At 62.3% G+C, this 19,554-nt stretch carries 19 protein-coding genes; 2 read left to right on the forward strand and 17 right to left on the reverse strand.

What is annotated here, in order from left to right; translation table 11 throughout:
• Window positions 1-23 precede the first annotated feature (23 nt).
• The 17 genes from ACM0PK_RS15410 to ACM0PK_RS15490 all read right to left on the reverse strand — a co-directional run bounded on the left by ACM0PK_RS15410 (window position 24) and on the right by ACM0PK_RS15490 (window position 17,645).
• The gene (locus tag ACM0PK_RS15410) at window positions 24-1,028 is read right to left on the reverse strand and encodes an XVIPCD domain-containing protein (RefSeq protein ID WP_414607646.1); all 1,005 of its coding nucleotides are present in this window, start codon (window positions 1,026-1,028) and stop codon (window positions 24-26) included.
• A gap of 57 nt (window positions 1,029-1,085) precedes the next feature.
• Window positions 1,086-1,622 (reverse strand): hypothetical protein, encoded by a 537-nt coding sequence (locus ACM0PK_RS15415; protein ID WP_032954278.1) that lies wholly within the window; start codon window positions 1,620-1,622, stop codon window positions 1,086-1,088.
• Between the two features lie 798 nt (window positions 1,623-2,420).
• Complete coding sequence (locus ACM0PK_RS15420) at window positions 2,421-2,927, reverse strand: DUF4189 domain-containing protein (protein ID WP_081275803.1); 507 nt, start codon at window positions 2,925-2,927, stop codon at window positions 2,421-2,423.
• A gap of 662 nt (window positions 2,928-3,589) precedes the next feature.
• Window positions 3,590-4,144 (reverse strand): DUF4189 domain-containing protein, encoded by a 555-nt coding sequence (locus tag ACM0PK_RS15425; protein ID WP_321573200.1) that lies wholly within the window; start codon window positions 4,142-4,144, stop codon window positions 3,590-3,592.
• Between the two features lie 24 nt (window positions 4,145-4,168).
• Window positions 4,169-5,341 carry a TrbL/VirB6 family protein gene (locus tag ACM0PK_RS15430; RefSeq protein ID WP_414607647.1) on the reverse strand — a complete coding sequence of 391 codons (1,173 nt, stop codon included), beginning with the start codon at window positions 5,339-5,341 and terminating at the stop codon, window positions 4,169-4,171.
• Between the two features lie 78 nt (window positions 5,342-5,419).
• The gene (locus ACM0PK_RS15435) at window positions 5,420-6,217 is read right to left on the reverse strand and encodes a hypothetical protein (protein WP_329847450.1); all 798 of its coding nucleotides are present in this window, start codon (window positions 6,215-6,217) and stop codon (window positions 5,420-5,422) included.
• Window positions 6,218-6,262: 45 nt separating this feature from the next.
• Complete coding sequence (locus tag ACM0PK_RS15440) at window positions 6,263-8,704, reverse strand: VirB4 family type IV secretion/conjugal transfer ATPase (RefSeq protein WP_414607648.1); 2,442 nt, start codon at window positions 8,702-8,704, stop codon at window positions 6,263-6,265.
• 81 nt (window positions 8,705-8,785) lie between these two features.
• On the reverse strand, window positions 8,786-9,094 hold the full coding sequence (locus ACM0PK_RS15445) for a VirB3 family type IV secretion system protein (RefSeq protein ID WP_019660289.1): 309 nt from the start codon (window positions 9,092-9,094) through the stop codon (window positions 8,786-8,788).
• A complete protein-coding gene (locus tag ACM0PK_RS15450; protein ID WP_049444299.1) occupies window positions 9,087-9,494 on the reverse strand; it encodes a TrbC/VirB2 family protein in 408 nt (135 codons plus the stop codon). The genes ACM0PK_RS15445 and ACM0PK_RS15450 overlap by 8 nt, the downstream gene beginning before the upstream one ends.
• A 73-nt stretch (window positions 9,495-9,567) precedes the next feature.
• Window positions 9,568-10,551, reverse strand: a complete 984-nt coding sequence (locus ACM0PK_RS15455; RefSeq protein ID WP_414607649.1) for a lytic transglycosylase domain-containing protein — start codon at window positions 10,549-10,551, stop codon at window positions 9,568-9,570.
• Window positions 10,552-10,554: 3 nt separating this feature from the next.
• On the reverse strand, window positions 10,555-11,598 hold the full coding sequence (gene virB11, locus ACM0PK_RS15460) for a P-type DNA transfer ATPase VirB11 (protein ID WP_049415061.1): 1,044 nt from the start codon (window positions 11,596-11,598) through the stop codon (window positions 10,555-10,557).
• A gap of 14 nt (window positions 11,599-11,612) precedes the next feature.
• Window positions 11,613-12,884, reverse strand: a complete 1,272-nt coding sequence (locus ACM0PK_RS15465) for a TrbI/VirB10 family protein (RefSeq protein WP_414607650.1) — start codon at window positions 12,882-12,884, stop codon at window positions 11,613-11,615.
• Window positions 12,881-13,660 (reverse strand): TrbG/VirB9 family P-type conjugative transfer protein, encoded by a 780-nt coding sequence (locus tag ACM0PK_RS15470; RefSeq protein ID WP_014037652.1) that lies wholly within the window; start codon window positions 13,658-13,660, stop codon window positions 12,881-12,883. Before ACM0PK_RS15470 ends, ACM0PK_RS15465 begins: the two co-directional genes overlap by 4 nt.
• On the reverse strand, window positions 13,657-14,712 hold the full coding sequence (locus ACM0PK_RS15475; protein WP_019660295.1) for a VirB8 family type IV secretion system protein: 1,056 nt from the start codon (window positions 14,710-14,712) through the stop codon (window positions 13,657-13,659). Before ACM0PK_RS15475 ends, ACM0PK_RS15470 begins: the two co-directional genes overlap by 4 nt.
• 89 nt (window positions 14,713-14,801) lie before the next feature.
• Window positions 14,802-15,248, reverse strand: a complete 447-nt coding sequence (locus ACM0PK_RS15480) for a hypothetical protein (protein WP_032954281.1) — start codon at window positions 15,246-15,248, stop codon at window positions 14,802-14,804.
• 424 nt (window positions 15,249-15,672) lie between these two features.
• Window positions 15,673-17,352: a type IV secretory system conjugative DNA transfer family protein gene (locus tag ACM0PK_RS15485; protein WP_414607651.1), complete on the reverse strand. Its 1,680-nt coding sequence runs from the start codon at window positions 17,350-17,352 to the stop codon at window positions 15,673-15,675.
• A gap of 35 nt (window positions 17,353-17,387) precedes the next feature.
• Window positions 17,388-17,645, reverse strand: a complete 258-nt coding sequence (locus ACM0PK_RS15490; RefSeq protein ID WP_414607652.1) for a hypothetical protein — start codon at window positions 17,643-17,645, stop codon at window positions 17,388-17,390.
• 130 nt (window positions 17,646-17,775) lie between these two features.
• On the opposite strand from ACM0PK_RS15490, the gene ACM0PK_RS15495 reads away from it, so the two are divergent.
• Both ACM0PK_RS15495 and ACM0PK_RS15500 read left to right on the forward strand, forming a co-directional pair.
• Window positions 17,776-18,195, forward strand: a complete 420-nt coding sequence (locus tag ACM0PK_RS15495) for an HD domain-containing protein (protein WP_049415052.1) — start codon at window positions 17,776-17,778, stop codon at window positions 18,193-18,195.
• Window positions 18,196-18,322: 127 nt separating this feature from the next.
• Complete coding sequence (locus ACM0PK_RS15500; RefSeq protein ID WP_005417252.1) at window positions 18,323-19,534, forward strand: MFS transporter; 1,212 nt, start codon at window positions 18,323-18,325, stop codon at window positions 19,532-19,534.
• The last annotated feature ends 20 nt before the right edge of the window (window positions 19,535-19,554 follow it).

The raw sequence follows: 19,554 nt of genomic DNA on the forward strand, positions 1-19,554 counted from the left end.
ACTCTGCCCGCCGGCATCAGGTGCTACAGGGATCGAGAGCGCTGCTCCTGCTCGCGGAGCGCGGCCGCGGGGTCCTGCTGGGCGACACTGGCGGCCAACTGCTGGCTGCTCTGCGCCAGCGGCTGCTGCGCCGCCTGTTCGCGCTCGACCGAAGCGCGCAGCATGGCCGGGTCACCCAGCGCGCCCTGCACGGCAAACAACGTGCGGCCGTCGTTGCCAGCCAAGAGATGATCGATGCGCGACATCCCCGCCTTCTGCGCGCTCAGCGCCAGTGCGCCGGCAGCATTGTCCAGTTCCTGCACGCTGCGCAGACCGCTTTGTGGTCCCATCTGCTGCAGATGGTGGCGGGCGCCCTGGAACAGGGCATGCCCCGACGCGCCAGGCTGCGACATGTCGCGCACGGTGGCCTGCTGGGCCGGCGCCCCGACTTCGCCCCGCTCCAGCCGCGCCATCACATCAGGCGTCAGCTTCTGCTGCCACACCTCGAATCGCTGTTGGCGGGCCTCGATGCCGTTCAGGCCACCATTGATCGCGCGCGTCGCTTCGCGCACGTCCTCGCGCGCCGCTTCCGGCACCCGCGTCTGCCACTGCCACACGGCAATGCGGCCTGCGTGCTCGGGCTGCGCGGCCAGTTCCGGGTGATTCACCAGGTCCAGATCCAGCGCCTTGCCGGCACGCTCGTAATTCTCCTTGCCGACCAGAGGCAGATAGCCACGGCCGTGATACTTCAGCGCATCGCCAGGCGCGTCATTGCCCATACGCCCGCCATACATCAGTTCGGCCAGGTTCTCCGGCCGACCACGCAGCGCCTCCTGGCGCGCGCTCTCAAGCGCACCATTGCCATTGCGCCACGCCGCTTCCACCGGGATCTGCGAGATACCCCGGGTGAAGTTGAAACTTTCATTGAGCCGGCTCAGGCCACGGGACTCGTGCCCGGCCTGCGCCATGAAGTTGGCCAGTTCCCGGGACGAGGTCATGCCGGCCTCCGTGGCCTGCCGCAACAGCTGCGACTCCCTATCCTGCGACACGGTGAAACTCCTGCTCGATCATCGTTGGATACTCCCGCCTCCTCACCGGCATGGCACTCAGGGCAAGCTGACGTCGGCGACGACGGACGGATCGAAATCCTCGAACCGCACCCGGCCAAGTTCGGCGGCCGAGAAGTCACGCGTATGGGTGGCCTCGGTCTCGGTGTCGACCACCCTGCGCTGCACGCCATGCACCCAGCACGCCTGCTCGGCAGGTGCATACCGGAACGTGTAGACGCTGCTCCAGCGTTCGCGACTGCCGCCGTTGGTGATCACACTGAACGCACCATCCTCGATGGTCACGTACGCGAAGGGATCGCCGGCAATGCCTCCCCGGGTGGAACACGGCACCAGCTTGTCGTTGCGCGCCGCCAACTGCCATCGACCCGTGGCGTCGCCCAGCAGCAGCAACAGCACCCGGTTGGGACCGTGCTCGCCGGGCAGCAAGCCCTCCGGAGGAGGTTGGTCGATCACCAGCAGCTGGTCCTGGAAACCATTGCCGGTCAGATCACCGCGCACGGCTTCCAGCAGGTTCGCGCCGGACGGAACGAACGCCAAGGCATTGTCCATGTGTACGCCACTCCCCTTCTCCATCCCCTGCAACTCCTTCAATCCCGTCCTGCCAGTTCCCGAGCGGAGGCAGGAAACGGGGCGATGCCTCGCACGTGCCCTGCGGCCGCCATGGCGGATGATAGCCCCGAGCCCACGGCAACCGCGATGGTGGCAAGCGTCACCCGCATCGCGGGGGGACACAGTCCTCATGGACGGAAAAGCTCCTGCGTTCGATGGCACCGGCGCGTCGGGATTTTGACGCGCACGCAGCTTACTTTGAGGAGGCGGGGCTCGTCGAAGGGGGCTTGCGATGAAAAGCGCACTTGATCACAGAAAAAGCGCGGTTAACGTGAATGGATGCCCACTTGGAGATGACGGCAGCGCTGATCAGGCACTTAACACTCGTGCAGACGCAAGCGGAACGGGGGCGGCGAACACGGATCGGGTGACACACGCCACGCAGTCATCGTCCCCGCAAGCGAGCCCGAGCTTCAATGTGGAACGGAGCCCAGCCGTAGCTGAGAACCGCACGCGTCTTCAATTTTCCGGCGGGCAAGAAGCCGGGTGATTAAGCCATGGATTGAATCCGGAGAGCACCGTCTCCGGACGCATTCACCACCAGTTGAACATGCTCAAGCGGGCAAAGCGCTTCTGAAAAAAACTGACGCTCGTTCCAAGTAACGACAACGCAAAGATCAGGGGCCGTAACGAACCCGCCCGAACACAAGCCCCATTGCAGCGCTCGGCATCAGTCGTTTGCGGTGAAAATTTCCAAAGCCTTGAAGCACTACGGCCGGGCCAACGAAACAACCAGCGCGCTAGCCCGGCGCTATCCTCGCTTCAATTCCGCACATACTCAGGAACTGAGCACGCGGTGTACACGACATGGCATCCCTGACCCCCATCCCTTATACAAAGACGAGTTGCCAATTGAATTGCTTCATCAACAGTCGCCTTTCCACCAAAGCTGGTGCCGCCGGAACCCGAACTGGGGACCACCGCAGCAACGCATTGATTCTCGTAGGAGAAAGAAGTTCGACAGGCACGACCACCTGATTGCCGGCATTGCATCACAGCCTCTGCCTCTGCGTCAGACTTACTACGCCTCCCGGTAGACACTCCAGACGCGCCCTCAGGAGAAACAGAGATCGCACCCCACGTTTTGATCCACTTCCCTGCCGGTTGCGGCGTCTTGAGCGATCCGTCACCCGCCCCAGGGATCGGAGCGCAGCCGCCTACTCCTTGGCCGCCAATCGGGTACTGTCCAGGCGGACAACGCCCCTCCGCATATGCACTTGCAGAGAACGCGAGCAGCAGAACTAACAGGATCACTTTCTCAATTTTCATAAGCTCTACTCAACGACCAAGACAATTCGGTGCAACGGCCATCATGGAGGAAGGAGGACCTAACGATTTGCTCCCCGAAGACCCGTCTCCTGTACTCCAATCGTCGAGTTTTGCGGCAAACCCATGCGTGATACTCCAGCGGTCGCATCCTGAGTACCGGTTGAAACACCAGCATTGGCGGTTGCCCGTTCGGGCCCGGCGCCGGCGCCAAAGGGCTGCCACCTATCTGAGAATATGCCATGAAGCTACCCGAGGTGCCCTGGAAGAACATGGCTGCCATTGGGGGCGCAGTCGGGAAACGCGTCGTCAAGATCGGACCTATGCCGCCCTGCCAGATCGTCGATTGGTCATGTTACCGGTGGACGCGGCCGTACGCGGGAACCTCTTCACAATCGCTGTCACGCATAACGGGGCAGACACGCGGGTCAGCGTGTGCAGCACCATCGACACCATGACCACAGGAATCGCCCTCATGCCCAAGGGCGTTTGCTGCATGCAGAATCAGTCTGACCTGACAATTGGCGACATTTCCGGTTGGCAGAAAGCTAGCGTCCGAGGCGCGCAACCGAAAAAGGAAAAGGCATTGATCAGGCCCCTTTTTCTCGAAAAATCACAGCATAATTGTAACGAGCAACAGAGCTCTACTGCCGCTAGAACTCACATCAACGGAATGACTTGAACTCAGACATGCTACATGCCGAATAGATCAACTCACAGCGCGCAGCATTACCATGCGCTTGGCATTCACGCAGCGAATTCGTTTTTGCCTCACTCTCCGATGGAGCTCTCGACGAATATGTTGCCCCCCCCTTCATCCTGAACTCACTTACTTCTGGCCCAGCGAGTGCAACACATTGATTGTGGTACTCCATTAAGATTTTACAACTCGCGCCCCCAGCTTTAGCACACTGCGAAATTGCGACCGAAGCCGCCTCTCGCTTCGAAGCCCTCGACTCCGAGACGCCAATAGCGAGCATCGCCCCTTGCGCAGGAGAGGTATCCTGAGCAATCGCTCCCCAGCGAGTCTCCCATCTCCCGGTAGGTACAGGAGCACTTGGCTGAGCACTGCCTTGACTCTGGCCGCCAGGAATCGGCGCACATCCACCAACCCCCTGTCGATCATCGCCAATGGGGTACTGACCAGGAGGGCAGCGCCCTTCCGCCCACGCGAACGAGGGAGCGATAAGCAGATAGACCAGAAGGAACATTCTTTTCATGGCAGTCAACTCCAAACAATCAACTCAACTTCCAGCGCTCATTCCAGCGTTCCCGAATTTGCCTACCTGCTGCTGCGCACCTTGACCCGCATTGTGGCTGCCCATGACCGTATATCCAGCGCCAGCCCCTGAGGCTCCACTTGCTGTGTTCGCACTACTGCCGTCCTTCGTCTGCGCCGGCGTATAACTACCCGGCGGCTGCCCACTCGGGCCCGGCGCCTGTGCGACCGGGCTGCCACCTATCTGCGAATATGCCATGAAGCTGCCCAAGGTGCCCTGGAAGAACATGGCCGCCATTGGGGGCGCAGTCAGAATCAAGGTCGTCAGGATCAATCCCATGCCGCCCTGCTGCATCGCCTGACTGGTCATGCCGTCACTGGACGCGCCCATGAGCGGGAACTTGTTCACAAGCGCCGTCATCCAGAACGAGGCCGACACGCGGATCACCATGTCCAGCGCGATCGAGACCATCGCCGCCAGTACCGCCATGGAGAACATGGTTCCAATACCGTAGAACAGCCATCGCTGGAACAGCTGCTTGGTCTGGTCGAACAGAAGGCACAGAATGAACAGTGGTCCCAAGCCGATGAACAGGGCCATCGCGACCTCATACAGCAGCAGCATTGAACCTGCCGTCACCGCAGGGCCACCCGTGCCCAGGCCAATGAACCACATCGCGCGGGTCTTGTCAGCCTGCAGCTCGGGATCATTGAGAATCTTGATCCCATCGATACTGGACAGCGCCACCTGCATCCAGGCAAGGCTCTTGTCGATCTGCGCCTCGGGCTTCTCGTCCTTGCCGGTCACAACGTGCGTGATCAGCCCCTTCACGTCTTCCGTCAGGAATTCATGGAGGTCGCGGCCGAACATGCCCATGCTCGTCGCAACCGCCACGATCAGGGCGGCGCGCGCCATGTTGGTCACCAGGATCATCATCGAATCCCGGCTGCGGCCGGTGACGATCCGATAGCCCTGCACCAGCACCCACAGGGTCATCAGGGTCAGCGCGATGCCGCCGACCCACGTCATCATGTTCTCCATCAAATGGAAGCCGAACTTGCCAATCCTGTCGCGCAGGTAGTCAAGAATCAGCTTGAAGAACACGAAGTCGCCGATCGATTGGATACGCACAGCGTGCTCCATCAGATCCTGGAACCCGCCCGAAAAATCAAAGTTGGCAATCGACCTGATCGTCATTCCTGCAATCCCTTGGTAATACCGCTTTTGCACCGGTGGCCGCCCCTTGCACCTGCTCTGGCCACCCCACCGCCTGCCTCAATCGATGGACAGTGCAGCCTTCAGCGCGACTGTCTTCACCAGATCGCTCGCAAGGGTCTTGGTGGGATCCCCCTTGAGCGCCGCCTGTGCCACAATCTTCTGGTTGGCTTCCATGACTTCAATGTAGGCATCGTAAGAACGCATGCGTCCTTCCCAGCTCTGCGCTGCCACTTCCAGGTTGTTGGCCATGCGGGTCGCTTCGCTGTCCGAACCCTGGACGTTGCCCTGATCATTGCTGAAGATGCGCAGATCGAATATTTCCTTCAGGCCCGACTCCATCTGGGGAATGGACTGCGCGAGGAACATGACCGAATCGTTGTACTTGCGATTCTGCATCATGCGGATGTTCACGCAGATCTGGGTCTGCTGCTCCTTGATGTCACCGGTCGGATTGAACACAAGACTCTTGAAAAGATCGCCGGGCGAGAAACTGCTCTTGCTGCCACAGGTTTCCGCCACCAGATAGTCCGCAGGCACGGGTACCAACGGCTGCCCCTCCGGCAGGCCGATCTTGCGCATCTGAGCCTGCACCTTCACCAGCGCCTGAGCGTACTGGTCCAGCGTCCTTTTCCAACGCTCTGCCTGCTCGGCATACTCGGCAGCGTCGGCCGCGTAACTGGTGATCGAGTTCTTGTACTCATAGATGGCCTGCATCAGGTTCGAGTAATCAAACACCGGCCAGCCTGCGTTCGCCGTCGTGGTTGCCAACGACATCACGGCGCCCAATGCCAACGCGCTCAGTCGAGTGCTGCGCGGCATACCGGCCTTCTTCCTGTTCTTGCTCAGACTGTTCATCATCGTCTCCATAGTCGGTCGTTCAAGAGCGTCGGGACACCCGACTCATGCCACGGCCTCAGTACTCGCCGTCTTGCCCGAACCCTTTCGATTCTTGTAGAAATCTTCCAGCCACTGCTCCGGCGTAAGCTCATCCACGGTAATCCGGTTACGGACTGCAGCGGTCTGCAATACCCGGTGCATGATGTCGATGTTGTCGGTCGAGGCCGAGATCACCGACAGGATATCGTCCATGCCACGCAGGTTGAGCTGGCAGACGCTGGAGGCATGGCCCTGCTTGACCAGGAAGCAGCGCGAGCGCTCGTCCAGGGCGGTAACCACCCTGAACTCGGCCTCGGTCAGCTTCAGGCCATCCATATAGTCGCTCTTGCTGGCATTCGGATTCGGCAGCAGGATCAGCGTGGCTGTCTGTTCGATCAGTGCGGCGGAGATATCGCTCTTCAGCGCGTCCTCCGGGCTCTGCGTCGCGAAGATGCCCAGACCGTTCTGCTTACGGATGGTCTTCTGCTTGTTCTTCGCGAACTCCTTCAGGCCACCCTCGCCGTCCAGGATCTTCCAGAATTCGTCCATCACGTAGATCAGCGGACGACCATCGATCAGCGACTCCAGGCGGTGCAGCAGGTAATTGATGACCGGCACGCGCACTTCGGGGTTGTCGATGATGTCGGTGTAGTCGAAGCCGATGATGTTGGCCTTGCTCAGATCAACGGTGTCGACCGGATTGTCGAAGACCCAGCCCAGCGAATTGCCCGAGGTCCAGCGGCGCATGCGCGCGTACAGCCCATCGTCACCCATGTTGGGCAGGCTCTTCTGGAAGTTGGTCATGCTGCGCAGGTGCATCGGCGTATCGAGCATGCTCTCTACAGCGCGATAGATATCCTCTTCCTCGCGGGCACTGTACTCACGCTTGCCGGCCAGCACCTTGATCAGGTCGGCCAGGAACTGGACGTTGGCTTCATTGTTCTCGCACTGGAACGGGTTGAAGCCGGTTGGCGCACCGTTCTCCAGGGCCAGATAGTTACCACCGCAGGCGCGCACGAAAATCTCCGCACCACGGTCCTTGTCGAAGAAGAAGATGGTCGGCGACGGCTCGTACTTCTGAACCTGGCTGAGCAGGAAGTTGATCAGCGCGGTCTTACCGGTACCGGACTTACCAATCACCATGGTATTGGCGATCGCCTTCTCGCCCAGCGAGTTCTCTGACGGATGGGTCGCGTGGAAATTGAAGTAGTACGGCTGGCCGTTGGTGGTCTGCAGCGTGGTGACGCAATCGCCCCACGGGTTGTTGTGCTGCTTGCCGGTCGCGAAGTTATGCAGCGGCGACAGGCCCAGGAAGTTCAGCGAGCTGACATTGGCCAGGCGGGTGCGGTAGCGCCAGTTGGCCGGCAGCTGGGAGTAGAAAGACGAGGTAACCGCCAGATCTTCCTTGGTCGACACAAAACCGGCATTGGACAGCTCGGCGCGCGTCGTGGCCACGTTCTGCGACAGCTTGGCCTGGCTGTCGCCGTAGACTGCCATGATGAAGTGATACTCGCCGAGCACGAAATTACCCGACGAGAGCTGATCCATCGCCTGGTCCAGCTCGACGATCTGGCTGACTGCCTTGTCGCCGGAGGAGATCATCATGCCCTTGGTGCGGTCGAGCACCTTGAGCGCGTCCTGACGCCCCATCGGGCTGAACGAATGGGTGATGACGTACTCGTAGTCCAGGTACTTCAGGCCGTTGAGGATGCCCGGGTAAGTTCCCTCGGCATACTCCTTGATGTTCAGGATGGCGCCGAAGTGGTTGGCACCATTGGGGGTATTGATGACGAAGTCACCGGTCTTGGACGAGAACATGTGCCGGCTGACCGGCAGGTAGTCCTTGATCGGTGCCGACAGCACCGGGACCGGTTCGTCGATGCGATTGATCAGGTAGCCGAACAGTTCCAGCGTTTCCGAGAACACCACGCCGTTCTTGGCTTCGTACATGCCGAGGCGGTATGGCGCGTAGTCGCGGATCACGGCCTCGACGTTGCCAGCCAGCTCCATCAGCTTCTCGATCGCCTGCTCCTGCTCGGCGCGCAACTTGTCCACGTTCGCCGACTTCTCGACGAAGCGCTTACCCGCCACCACGGGGCGATAGATCATGGTCAGGTACAGCTCGTTCTGCATGATGCGCTGCGAGGACAGCATGCCCATGTACTGATCGGACACGTCCTGGTTGAAGCGCTGCTTGTAGTTGCTCTTGCCCTTCAGCGTGCGGCGACGACGGATGTCATGCACCCAGAACGCCACGTTCACGAAGTCGGGAGCACGCAGCGTCTGCAGCAGGCGGTTGAACGTGTTGTGGCGATGCTCCAGCTCCCACTCCTCACGGCCGACGAACGGCAACCCTTCCAGATGCCAGGTCAGCAGGTAGTCGCCGCCCGTGGTCTTGACCACGTTCGGGGCGACGTGCGACGACAATGGAATGAACTCGCTGATGGAGGTGTCTGGGCTGAACATACGACTGCTTCCAAAGAGGTACTGCCAAGAAGTTTCAACAGACCCGACGGGCGCTGGCGCCCGCCGGGCCGGATCCGGACCTCAATCCATTCGGGCCGGCTTGTCGCGGTAATGGTTGGGGTTGAACACCCACATGCCATCGTGTTCCTGCACGTTGCGGACTTTCAGCTTGAACATCAGGCGCAGGCCCAACAGGCGGAAGATCATTTCGTCACGCTTGGCCATCTGCCGCATGATGAAGACCGCCACCGGAATGGTGAGCAGGAACCAGAAGTTCGTGTACATGCTGAGCAGCAGCAACCCACCTGCCACCATGAAGAATGGCAGGTAGGGAACGCCCAGGAACATGGCCGGGCGCGTGCAGCCGCGGAACACGACGTTCTTATGCACTGTAGTACTGGATCGCGTTGTTGATCAGGTAGTACGTCGTGCTGCCGCCGGTGCACTTGCCGTCGCTGCCCTCGCCCAGCAGCATGCGCGCGATCTGACCAGCGGCACCGATCAGCACGCCACCGATCAGGATCGGCGCGACGTCACCGATGCGCTTGTGCGCGAAGGCGATCTGGTAGCCGGCGAAGATCACCGCAATGGTCACGACGGCGATGGAGGCCATGTTCAGCAGGCCGTTGATGTTGGAGAAGAAACCGCAGACCTTCTTGTCGGTGCCGCCGAAGTCGGTGCCGGTGGCGAACACCTGCGGGGCGAACAATGCGCCAACGAAGATCGTGGCCATCAGCAGGGTCTTCAGCGTGCGCTGGGCCTGGACGAGGTCGAGATTGGATCGCTTCATGGATTGATTTCCTTGTTGATGGACTAACACAACTGAATCGGCCAGCCGGGGGACTGGCCGCACCACGACTTCGTCAGAACACGAAGGCCGCATCCCCTGCGGGAATCTGTTGCACCGGTGCGGCCTGCACCGGCGCGTTGTACGAATTGTCGGCACCCGCCACAGGCTGGTTACGCTCGCTCCAGGGCCGCAGCATCACCGGACCCTCGTTGCCGGCGCCAGCCGCGCCTGGCAACTGTTGCGGCATGGCCATCGCCTGTGCAGCACCCCGCTGAGGCAGCTGCTGCGGCGTGCCGCCGGCCTGCTGCTGCGGATAGGCGGCCCGTTGGCCGGGTTGCGCCTGGGGCTGCATCATCCTGTCCACCGAACCCAGCACCACCTTGGACAGCGCCTGGTCGGCGAGATTCAGCAAACTACCCCGCGCCATCGCCCCGGTGGACGGGTACACGACATAGGCGCGTGCGGGATCTTCGGACGGCACGTACACCGGGCCATTGGATTGAGCAACGATGCGCGCCTGCGCCGGCGAAGCGAGCTGCGGGTGATGCTCGACCTTCACTGTACGGCGCTCACCGCGACTGACCACGTCGATCGGCGCAACACCATTGCTGGCGACCTGTTGGCCGCGGCGCATCGAGTCGTAGATCTTCTGCACGTAGCCGTGACGGAAGCCGGTCTCGAAATTGCCCGAGTAGTAACAGCTGAACGACTTGCCCCAGTCACCACCGGAGCGCTTGTAGCACTCGGCGAGGATGCGCGAACCGGCCTGCAGGTTCGGGCACTGCTGGAAGGCCTTCTCGTAGGAATCCAGGCCGTACTTGCCCAGGTTGTAGCGATTGACCTGGGCCAGCCCGATCGAGAAGTTGTAGCCCTTCTCTTCCAGCATGCGCACCGTCGCCAGCGCTTCATCCAACGCCTTGGGCTGGCGCACCAGTGCACCGCCGACCACGCCGATGGCGTAGGGATTGCGCGACGATTCGACGTTGATGACGTGCTGCATCACATCCATCGATACCGCCATCTCCGGGCACGCCATCATTTCCAGTCCTGGCAGCATCCCTCAGCCCTCCTGCCCCTGGGCACGCCCAGGATTGAAGTCGATGCCGGTGATGTAGCGCGAACCGGCATGCGCCTTGATATGCACGACGATGTCGATGGTCATCATCAACAGCCGCTTGATCACGTTGAACTCCAGGCCCGAACCCTCGGCCGAAGCCTTCACCATCAGCGCCAGCTGGTCCCAGGTCTGCTCCGGGCTGCCGGCATGACAGCTGGTGATCGATCCCGGGTGGCCGGACGCGCAGTTGCGGATGAAGTAGAACGCTTCGTCACCGCGCAGCTCGGCCAGGATGATGCGCTCGGGCTTCATGCGCAGGCAGGCTTCCATGCAGCTCTTGGCCGTCACATTGCTGGTGCTCTGCCCGCCCTTGGAATACAACAGGTGCACCACGTTGGGCTGGGTCAGGAACAGCTCGCGTGCGTCCTCGATGGTGACCAGGCGCTCGTTGTCCGGGATATGGTTGACCAGCGCCTTCATGAAGGTGGTCTTGCCGCTGCCGGTCGCACCGGATACCACGATGTTCTTGCGGTACATCACCGCACGCCGGAAGAACTCGGCGTACTCTCGCGAATGACGCAGCTCCAGCAGCTCGCGATCCTGCTCGCTGATGCTGCCATCGCTTTCCAGGATCTGATTGAAGAAGCCGTCTTCGTGATACTGGCTGAGCGACTTGGTGTGCTTGGACGGCAGACGGATGGTGATCGACACCTTGCCTGCATCACATGCAGGCGGAATCACGAACTGCGCACGCTGGCCAGTGGGGAACGTGAGCGACACCACCGGATCGGCATCGGTGATGCGCTGGCCGGTGTTGCTCTCGTTCACCACCGCCGTGCAGAACTGCCGGGCCCGCTCGAAGGTCAGGCTCGGCACGTCCACCCGCTGCCACCCCGCCCGGGTTTCCAGGTACAGCTCACCGGGACGGTTGATGCAGATTTCCGTCACTTCCGGAGAGGTCATGTACTCGGCGATGCCCAGCACTTCGTACTGATAGCGCAGGAAATCGCTGGAGACGAGGGCGAGGGGTGACACTTCGGCGTCCATGTTCGTTCGTTGGGTTACCGGCGGGGGTGCAGCACGTTGGTGAAGTCGACGTCCTTGGCGACGTAGACGTTCACGATCGTGCCCTGGTTGATGGTGACGGTCGGCGGACGACGGTTGCTGCTGAGAGCCTCATTGGCCAGGCGCTCCATCGTGCGTGCGGTAGCACTCTCATAGGGCGACTGCACCGTCATGCCATTGTTGGCGATGGTCGTCGTCTCCGGACCGTGCTCGGCGGCCGCATACTTGAAGGCATCGGAAATCAGGCTGATCATCAGCGCCGATGCGATACGGCTACCCCAGTGCGCGCTGTACTGGCCCGGATGACCGGCGCCACCCAGCTGATCCACGCCCGGGCTGGACATCGCAACGTCGATGCCATTCGGTGTGGTGATGCGATCCCAGATCACTTCCACGCGCTTGCCCATCGGACCGCCGCCGTAGGCGCCATAGATCTTGGAACCCTTCGGCAGCAGCAGGTTGCGACCGTTGATCGAGTACACCGGCTCGGTCAGCAGGCACGAGGTATAGCCGGCGAGGTCAGTGATGATGCGGGTTTCCAGCACGCAACGCAGGTAGGTGCCACGCACCAGCAGCGCATCGGGGCTTTGGATGTAGGTGGCGCTGGAGACATCCTCGACGTCCGGGCCGCGGCGAACCTTTGCGGGAGCGGTGTTGCCGTTCTGCGCCTGCAGCGTGGCGAGCATGGCCTGTTCGTAGGATGAAGGAGGACCCCCAGCCTGACCCTGCCCTTCACCCATGCCACCCACGCCACCGCCAGACCCGGCAATGCGGCGATCAAGCAGCGAGGGGCCTCGCTCGATCTCGCGCTCCTGACGCGTGCCCATCATCGCTGGCGAAATGGCATTGCTCTCCTGCGGCGGCAGCGGCGGCAGCATCGGAATCGGGTCAGCGGGCTGCATCGCCTGGGACGGAACCGGATCCGTCTGCACGGCTTCCGGCAGCGTCGGCGTTGACACACGCGCGACTTCCGGCACCTTCTGTGCAGCGTCCTTGTCATCCTGGCCCTTGCGGAACAGCAGGAAGCCCATGGCCACAAGCAGCAGCACGATACCGCCGAGGAACAGCAGCGCCTTGCGGTTCAACCGCTGCTCTTCGGCAGAGCGCAGCTGCGGCGCGGCCGCATCCAGATCCGGCGCGGGCTCGGCCTGGGTCGTGCCGAAGTAGGGATTCGACGGCGCGTCCGCGGCACCCTGTGCGCCGTACGGGCTCTGGCTCTCGTCGCGTCCGTTGTTCGGGTCGTTTCCGGGAGTGTTCTGCTGGCTCATTTCTTCACGTTCCTTCGCAGGCCGACGACGAAGTCGCCGTGGCGGATGACCAGGTACGGGTGCGTCCCGTGCACGATCAGCGTATTGCCTTCAACCGTGGTGTTGACCACGAAGTCTTCACCGTATTCCGTTTCACGACCGAACACCGCCGGGAAGATGCCGGTCTTGTACTCCGGCGAATTCGGCAGTTTCAGGTAGGTGAAACGACCATCGTCGTAGGCGTTGACCGGGATCAGCCACCCCATCTTCTTCGCCTTGCTGGTCGAATAGGAGTAGTTGAAGTTGTACTGCCGGTCCTTGGCCAGTTCCGAGCTCAACAACGGCTTGGCCTCTTCTTCGACCGCTTCCTGGGCGACGCCGAACACCGTGTCATTGGGATAGACGAAGGCGATCTTGTACTGCACGCCCGCGCGGCGGGCCTGCTCCAGCTGGCGCCAGTCGGTGGCCACCACCTTCAGTTCAAAGATGTAGGAATGGGTCTCGGTGCGCACCATCATGTTGGTGTCGACGTCGACGTTCTTCGGCTTGAGGTAGAACACGTTCTCGCGGCGGGTCAGTTCCCAGCCGCTGCTGAAGCCGGTGCTGTAGTCGAGGATCTTCTCGTTAGGGCTCAACTCGATCTGGGTGGTCAGGCCCAGGCCGGTGCGAACCGGATAGATGCGGTCCTTCTCGTACTCGTAGTGGTCAACCGCCTGCGCCATCGCCGCTGCTGAGAACAGCAACGACAACATCGACAGCAGCGCCAGCGCGCTTCCCCTGATATTTCGACTACTCATCGGTTGCTTGCTCCATCAGCAGTTCCGGTGGAATTGTTCTGCGCCGGCCTCATGGCCGGCTGTCCGGGCATGGCCTGCCCCGGCATTGCTTGCCCCTGCACCGGCTGACCCGGCATCGGTTGGCCCTGTACAGGCTGTCCCGGCATTGCCTGACCCGGTACCTGGCCGTTGGCTGGCACCGCGACCGGCTGGCCGGTGGCCGGGTCGATCATGGTGGCCGCGGCCGGATTGTTGGGATCGTAGACACCCTGCGCCTGCTGCGCGGCCTGCGCGGCCTGCTGCGCCTGTGCCTGCATGGCGCCGTCATCCGGCACCGGCACGCCACGCGAGTAGTCGTTGTCGACGCGGTACTCGGTGACCTGGAACGCCAGCGGATTGAGGATGCGATCCTGCTCGGACAACGCCAGGTTCTGGTTGTACTCGAAGCGCATCGTCACCAGCTGGTTGTCCAGGTAGGTAGAGACGCCGGTGCGCTTGTCCAGCAGGCTGCGCTGGATGCGCACCGAAGCGCCGCGGAAGCTGCCGTTCGGTTCTGCGCCCAGCGGCGTGATGCTGAGGATCTTGACCCGGATCGCGCGTTCGCGGCCATACATCACGAACGGGTTCTGCGGATTGTTGCCGGCATAGCGGACACGCATGGACTGCGCCACCGGATCGGTGGACATCACGAACACCAGCTCCCAGTCACGCAGGCCCATCACCGCCGAGTCATACGATTCGCGCGCGAGCACGTACTGGGCGACGTTGCTGCGATTGATCGCTTCGTTGGTGGTGATCGTCTCGCCCTGGAAGGTGCCACTCAGGCGCGCGACGGTCGCGGTACCCGTGTAGGCATCGGCCATCACCAGGAACGGCACCTTCTCCTTCAGCGGCAGCATGTAGTAGTAGCCGCCCGCCAGGGCGAGCGACATCAGCAACGAGCCTGTGGCGACCCACCATGCGCGCCGCTCGCTGCGGCGTGCCATGTCGGCCACGGTGATCTCGTAGCTGACCGCCTTGGCGACCGACTGCTCGACCTTTGGACTATTGCCGGGATCCTTCTTGCGGAACATGGATTCTTCCGTACTGCTGAAACATCAATGGGCGTGGCACCCCTGCGACAGGCGCGGGGAGCGGCACGTTCGATGATTTCGAGGTGGACTCAGGTGCCGCTGTTGGAATCAGCGCCCTGCGCCGACGCGGTCGGCGTCGAGCCAGCGCTCTGCACAACGATCTGGTTGCCAACAATGGAGACGGAGATGCCCTGCGCCGCATAGGCTGCGGTCAGATCGATCACGGCCTGCTGTGCGTTGGTGGTGTCGATGTTCGAGACCGCGCCATACAGGGTGAAATCCGAGCTGAGGCGGTAGTCCAGCGTGCGCCCGGAATCCTTGGCCCAACGCTCGAGCATGGCTTTGAGCGTGCCATCCATCGGCGAGGCCTGGTAGACGTAGCTGGAGTACAGCGGAATTTCGGTCGTCGTCGCAGCAAAGCGGTTGACCGGCTTCCAGCGGCCTCCGAAATCCGGAGCGGACTTGGTGGCGCAACCGGCCACCATCAGCGCCGCCACTGCGGCGATGGACATTTTCGCGATAAACGCCTGATTCATACGGGCTTCACTTTGACGTACGAAAAAGCAGTCCCGAGCATTGGTCCCCTGGTCGTCCGGCGCTGCATCGCGCACGCCGGAATCGGAGGGACACGCTGTGTGCAGCGCACCCACTCCGGCTCCCCTGCAGCCCAAAAGCTGCCAACCAGGTCGCGGGGCCATCGGCGCAGCCGACAACACATCCGCATACCTCACCAACGTCGAAACCATCCTTGTTTCCATGGCACAAACTCCTGGCCACCCTGCTGCTACATCTTCGACATCCAGCACACACTTCTGGACGACATGCACAGGGTCGCACAACCACGCGTCAATTCCATGTCAGACAAGTCTGAAAATCCATGAACAAATGCCAAATTCTTGACCGAAATCACGAATTCACATTCTTAACTTCGAATCAAATTCACAAATTAAGCGTCGTGAATTAGACGTTCAGCATCGGAACGTCCACCTTCGGCAGCAGCCTCGAAGTGAAGTAGCGGTCCTTGTAGTAGCGGATCTTGTCGCACTTCACCGGATGCGGTATGCCCTCATACAGGAACACCTCCATGTCCGGCCCCATTGCCTTCAGCTCCTGCGGCAGCATCAGCGCGCGCCGTTCCTCGGTGAAGTTGTGGGTCTTCTCGCGGGCATGGGTGACGTTCTTCTTGCGCACCGTGGTGTAGCCCAGCATGTCCGAATAGTCATTGGCATCCTGCTGCTCACGCGGCGCGTACAGGATCTGCAGGGCATGGTTGGTGATGATGGTGCGTGACACTTCCCGGCCGTAGGTGGCGTCGAGCTGGGACATGCTCTGGATGATCGGCAGCAGGCGGATGTTGTAGCCAGCCATGTAGGACACCGCCGAGGCGATGATCTCCACTTTGCCGATCGAGGTGAATTCGTCCATCAGCAGCAGGCACTGGTACTTCAGGTCCGGGTTGGACTTGGGCAGTTCCTTGGTGTTGAGGTTGATCAGCTGGCTGAAGAACAGGTTGATGATCAGCCGGCTCTCGGCCAGCTTGTTCGGTTGGATGCCGATATAGATGGTCATCTTCTTCTTGCGGACATCGGTCAGCAGGAAGTCGTTGCAGCTGGTGGCCTTGTCCAGCACCGGATTGATCCAGGGATTGAGCGGTTCCTTGAAGGTGCCCAGGATTGAGGCGAAAGTCTCGTCAGCCTGGGACAGCATGTTGGCGAATGCCGAACGTGCGTTGGCGCTGAGGAACGGCCGCTCCGACAGGGTCTTGAGGTACTTCTTCAGGTCGGTGCCGTCGCCGGAGGACAGACGGTACACCGCACCGAGCGTGGGCGTGCCGGCGCCGCCCGGGAAACCGCTGCTGCGCTCATCGTCCCAGTTCTCGAACAGGTACAGGGTGAAGGCCATGAACGCGTTGCGCGCCTGGCTGACCCAGAATTTCTGGTCCTCGGCCCCGTCCGGATACAGCATCGCGGCGATGCTCATCAGGTCCGACACCCGGAAGGCCGGATCGTCGGAGACGTAGCTGAGCGGGTTCCAGCGGTGCGTGCGCCGGTCCTCGGCGAAGGGATTGAACAGATAGATTTCCTGGCCCTGGCTGGCGCGCCAGCCACTGGTCAGGTCGAAGTTCTCCTGCTTGATGTCCAGCACCACCAGTGATTCGCCGTACTCCAGCAGGTTCGGGATGACCACGCCCACACCCTTGCCCGAGCGGGTCGGCGCGGCCAGGATCACGAACTGCTGACCATCCAGGCGCACCAGCTTGCCGCCATGGCTGCCGACCACGATGCTCTGGCCGGTCTTCTTGAACATGCCGTGCTTGGCCAGGTCAGCGCCGGTGGCGAAGCGCGCATCGCCGTGCAGCGAGCGCTTGTCCTTCTTCAGCAGCTGCACCAGGCCGGCCACCAGCAGCACCAGCAGGGGCAGGCCGAAGCCCACGTAGCCAGCCCATTTGATCTTGCCCACGAAGGGCGCGACCTGCGGTTGGCCGATGGCGTGGACGTACTGGTAGTAGGTGTTCCAGGTGAACAGCTGGGTGTCCAGCCCCAGGAACAGCAGGGTCAGATAGCCGGAAAACACGAAACCGAGCAGCAGGGTCGCCAGCGTGATGATGGCGATGAGCAGATACTTCTTACTGGGCAACACCCGAATCCTCCATGATGCGCACGCGGCGCGACGGCCTAGCGGTGGCGCCAGCGCGACGCCTTCTTCCGCAGGTGGTTCTCGTTTTCCAGCCCGGGCTCCTCGCCCTCTTCACGCACCAGTTGCAGCAAGCGTTGGCGCGCTTCGGCCAGTGATATCAGGTCGGTCAGACGAACCCCATCGTCGGCGACGACCGCATGGCCGACCACATCGCCGGGAGCGTACACCGGCTCGTAGGACACCGCTACCAGCTGATAGCGCCCACGGGTTTCCAGCACATGCCTGAATTCCTGCATCTCACTCCTCCTTGTCGGGGCAACACTGCGCCCCCTGCCCCGCCATCATGCCGGTGGCAGCGTCATGGGCGCATCCACAACCGCTGCGGCGTTTGCGCGAAACTGTGCGCGGATATCCAAGGAGACTGCAATGGACTGGGTAGCACTTGCCCGCACGCTGGCCACCGAGGCCCACGCGGGGCAGATCGACAAGGCCGGCCAGCCTTACATCGGCCATGTGGCGCGGGTGGCGGCTGCGGTGCGCGGCGACGATGACGCCGAAGTGGTGGCCTGGCTGCATGACGTGGCCGAGGACTGCCCGGCGTTTGCCGCACGGATCGAGGTATTTCCCGCACCGCTGCGCGAGGCGGTGCAACTGCTCAACCGCGATGCGGCTCCTGACGCGGACAGCTACTACGCGCGCATTGCCGCCCACCCGCTTGCATTGAAAGTGAAGCGCGCCGATCTGGATGACAACGCCGATCCACAGCGGCTGGCGATGCTGGACGGGACCACGGCAGGGCGCCTTCGCGACAAATACGCTCATGCCCGGGCGGCGCTGGGCATCTGAGCCCGCCGCGAGGCGGCGCGGAGGGCCGGCGTGTCACCGATCAAACGCTGATTTACCCTGAGTGCTGCTGCTCCTGTTGCAGTGCAGCAGTACAATGGACGGCTCCCCCGCCCCATCGCGCCTCCGCATGAGCCCCAACTCTTCCCTGGCTGCGCGTCTGACGCCCCGCCAGCGCACCCTGATCATCCTCGCCCTGTCGCTGGGTGGATTTGCCATCGGCACCAGCGAATTCGCCAGCATGGGGCTGATGCTGGAGATCAGCCGCGGCCTGTCGATTTCCGAAACCCAGGTCGGGCACCTGATCAGCGCCTACGCCATCGGCGTGGTGGTCGGTGCCCCGATCCTCGCCTTCGTGGGTGCCAGCTTCCCGCGCCGCAAGCTGCTGTTGGCGCTGATGGGCTTCTACGCGATCGGCAACCTGGCCAGCGCGCTGGCACCGAATTACGGCACGATGCTGGTGGCACGCTTCGTCGCCGGCCTGCCGCATGGCGCCTACTTCGGCGTTGCGATGCTGGTGGCCGCTGCGATCAGCCCTGCCGGCCAGCGCGGCCAGGCGATGTCGCGGGTGCTGCTGGGCCTGTCGATCGCGATCCTGGTCGGCAATCCGTTGACCACCTGGCTGGGCCAGCAGTTGAGCTGGCGCACCGCCTTTGCCCTGGTCAGCGTGCTGGCCATTGCCACGGTGGCGATGATCGCGCGCTTCCTGCTGCCGGACCCGGACGAAGTGCGTACCTCGCCGATGCGCGAACTGCGCGCCTTCAACACTCCCCAGGTGTGGCTGGCGCTAGCGATCGGTGCGGTCGGCTTCGCCGGCATGTTCTGCGTGTTCACCTACCTCGCACCCACCCTCGTGCAGGTCACCGGCGTGGCCGAATCGTGGATGCCGCTGGCAGTAGGCGTGTTCGGCATCGGCGCGATCATCGGCAACATCGCCGGTGGCTGGCTGGTGGACAAGTTCCATTTCAAGGCCGCCGCCGTGGTGCTGCTGTGGTCGATCGTGATGCTGCTGCTGTATCCGCTGGCCGCACAGTCGGTGTGGACCATCGGCCCGATGATCATCACGGTCGGCACCATGGGTGCGCTGGCGGCGGTGCTGCAGACGCGCCTGATGGACGTGGCCGGCGAAGCGCAGACGCTGGCGGCGGCCTCCAATCACGCCGCCTTCAATACCGCCAACGCACTCGGCCCGTGGCTGGGCGGCATGGCGATCAGCGCCGGCTTCAGCCCGGCCAGTACCGGCTATGTCGGTGCAGCCACCGCGATCGGCGGCCTGCTGCTGTGGTGCGTGGCGGTGATGCTGGACAGGAAGCGCAAGACCGTCGCCGCCGGCAACCACTGAAGAACGGACGACCGCATCCA

Origin of the sequence: Stenotrophomonas sp. FR010 (assembly GCF_047520755.2) — a bacterium.
Classification (GTDB): Bacteria; Pseudomonadota; Gammaproteobacteria; order Xanthomonadales; family Xanthomonadaceae; genus Stenotrophomonas; species Stenotrophomonas sepilia.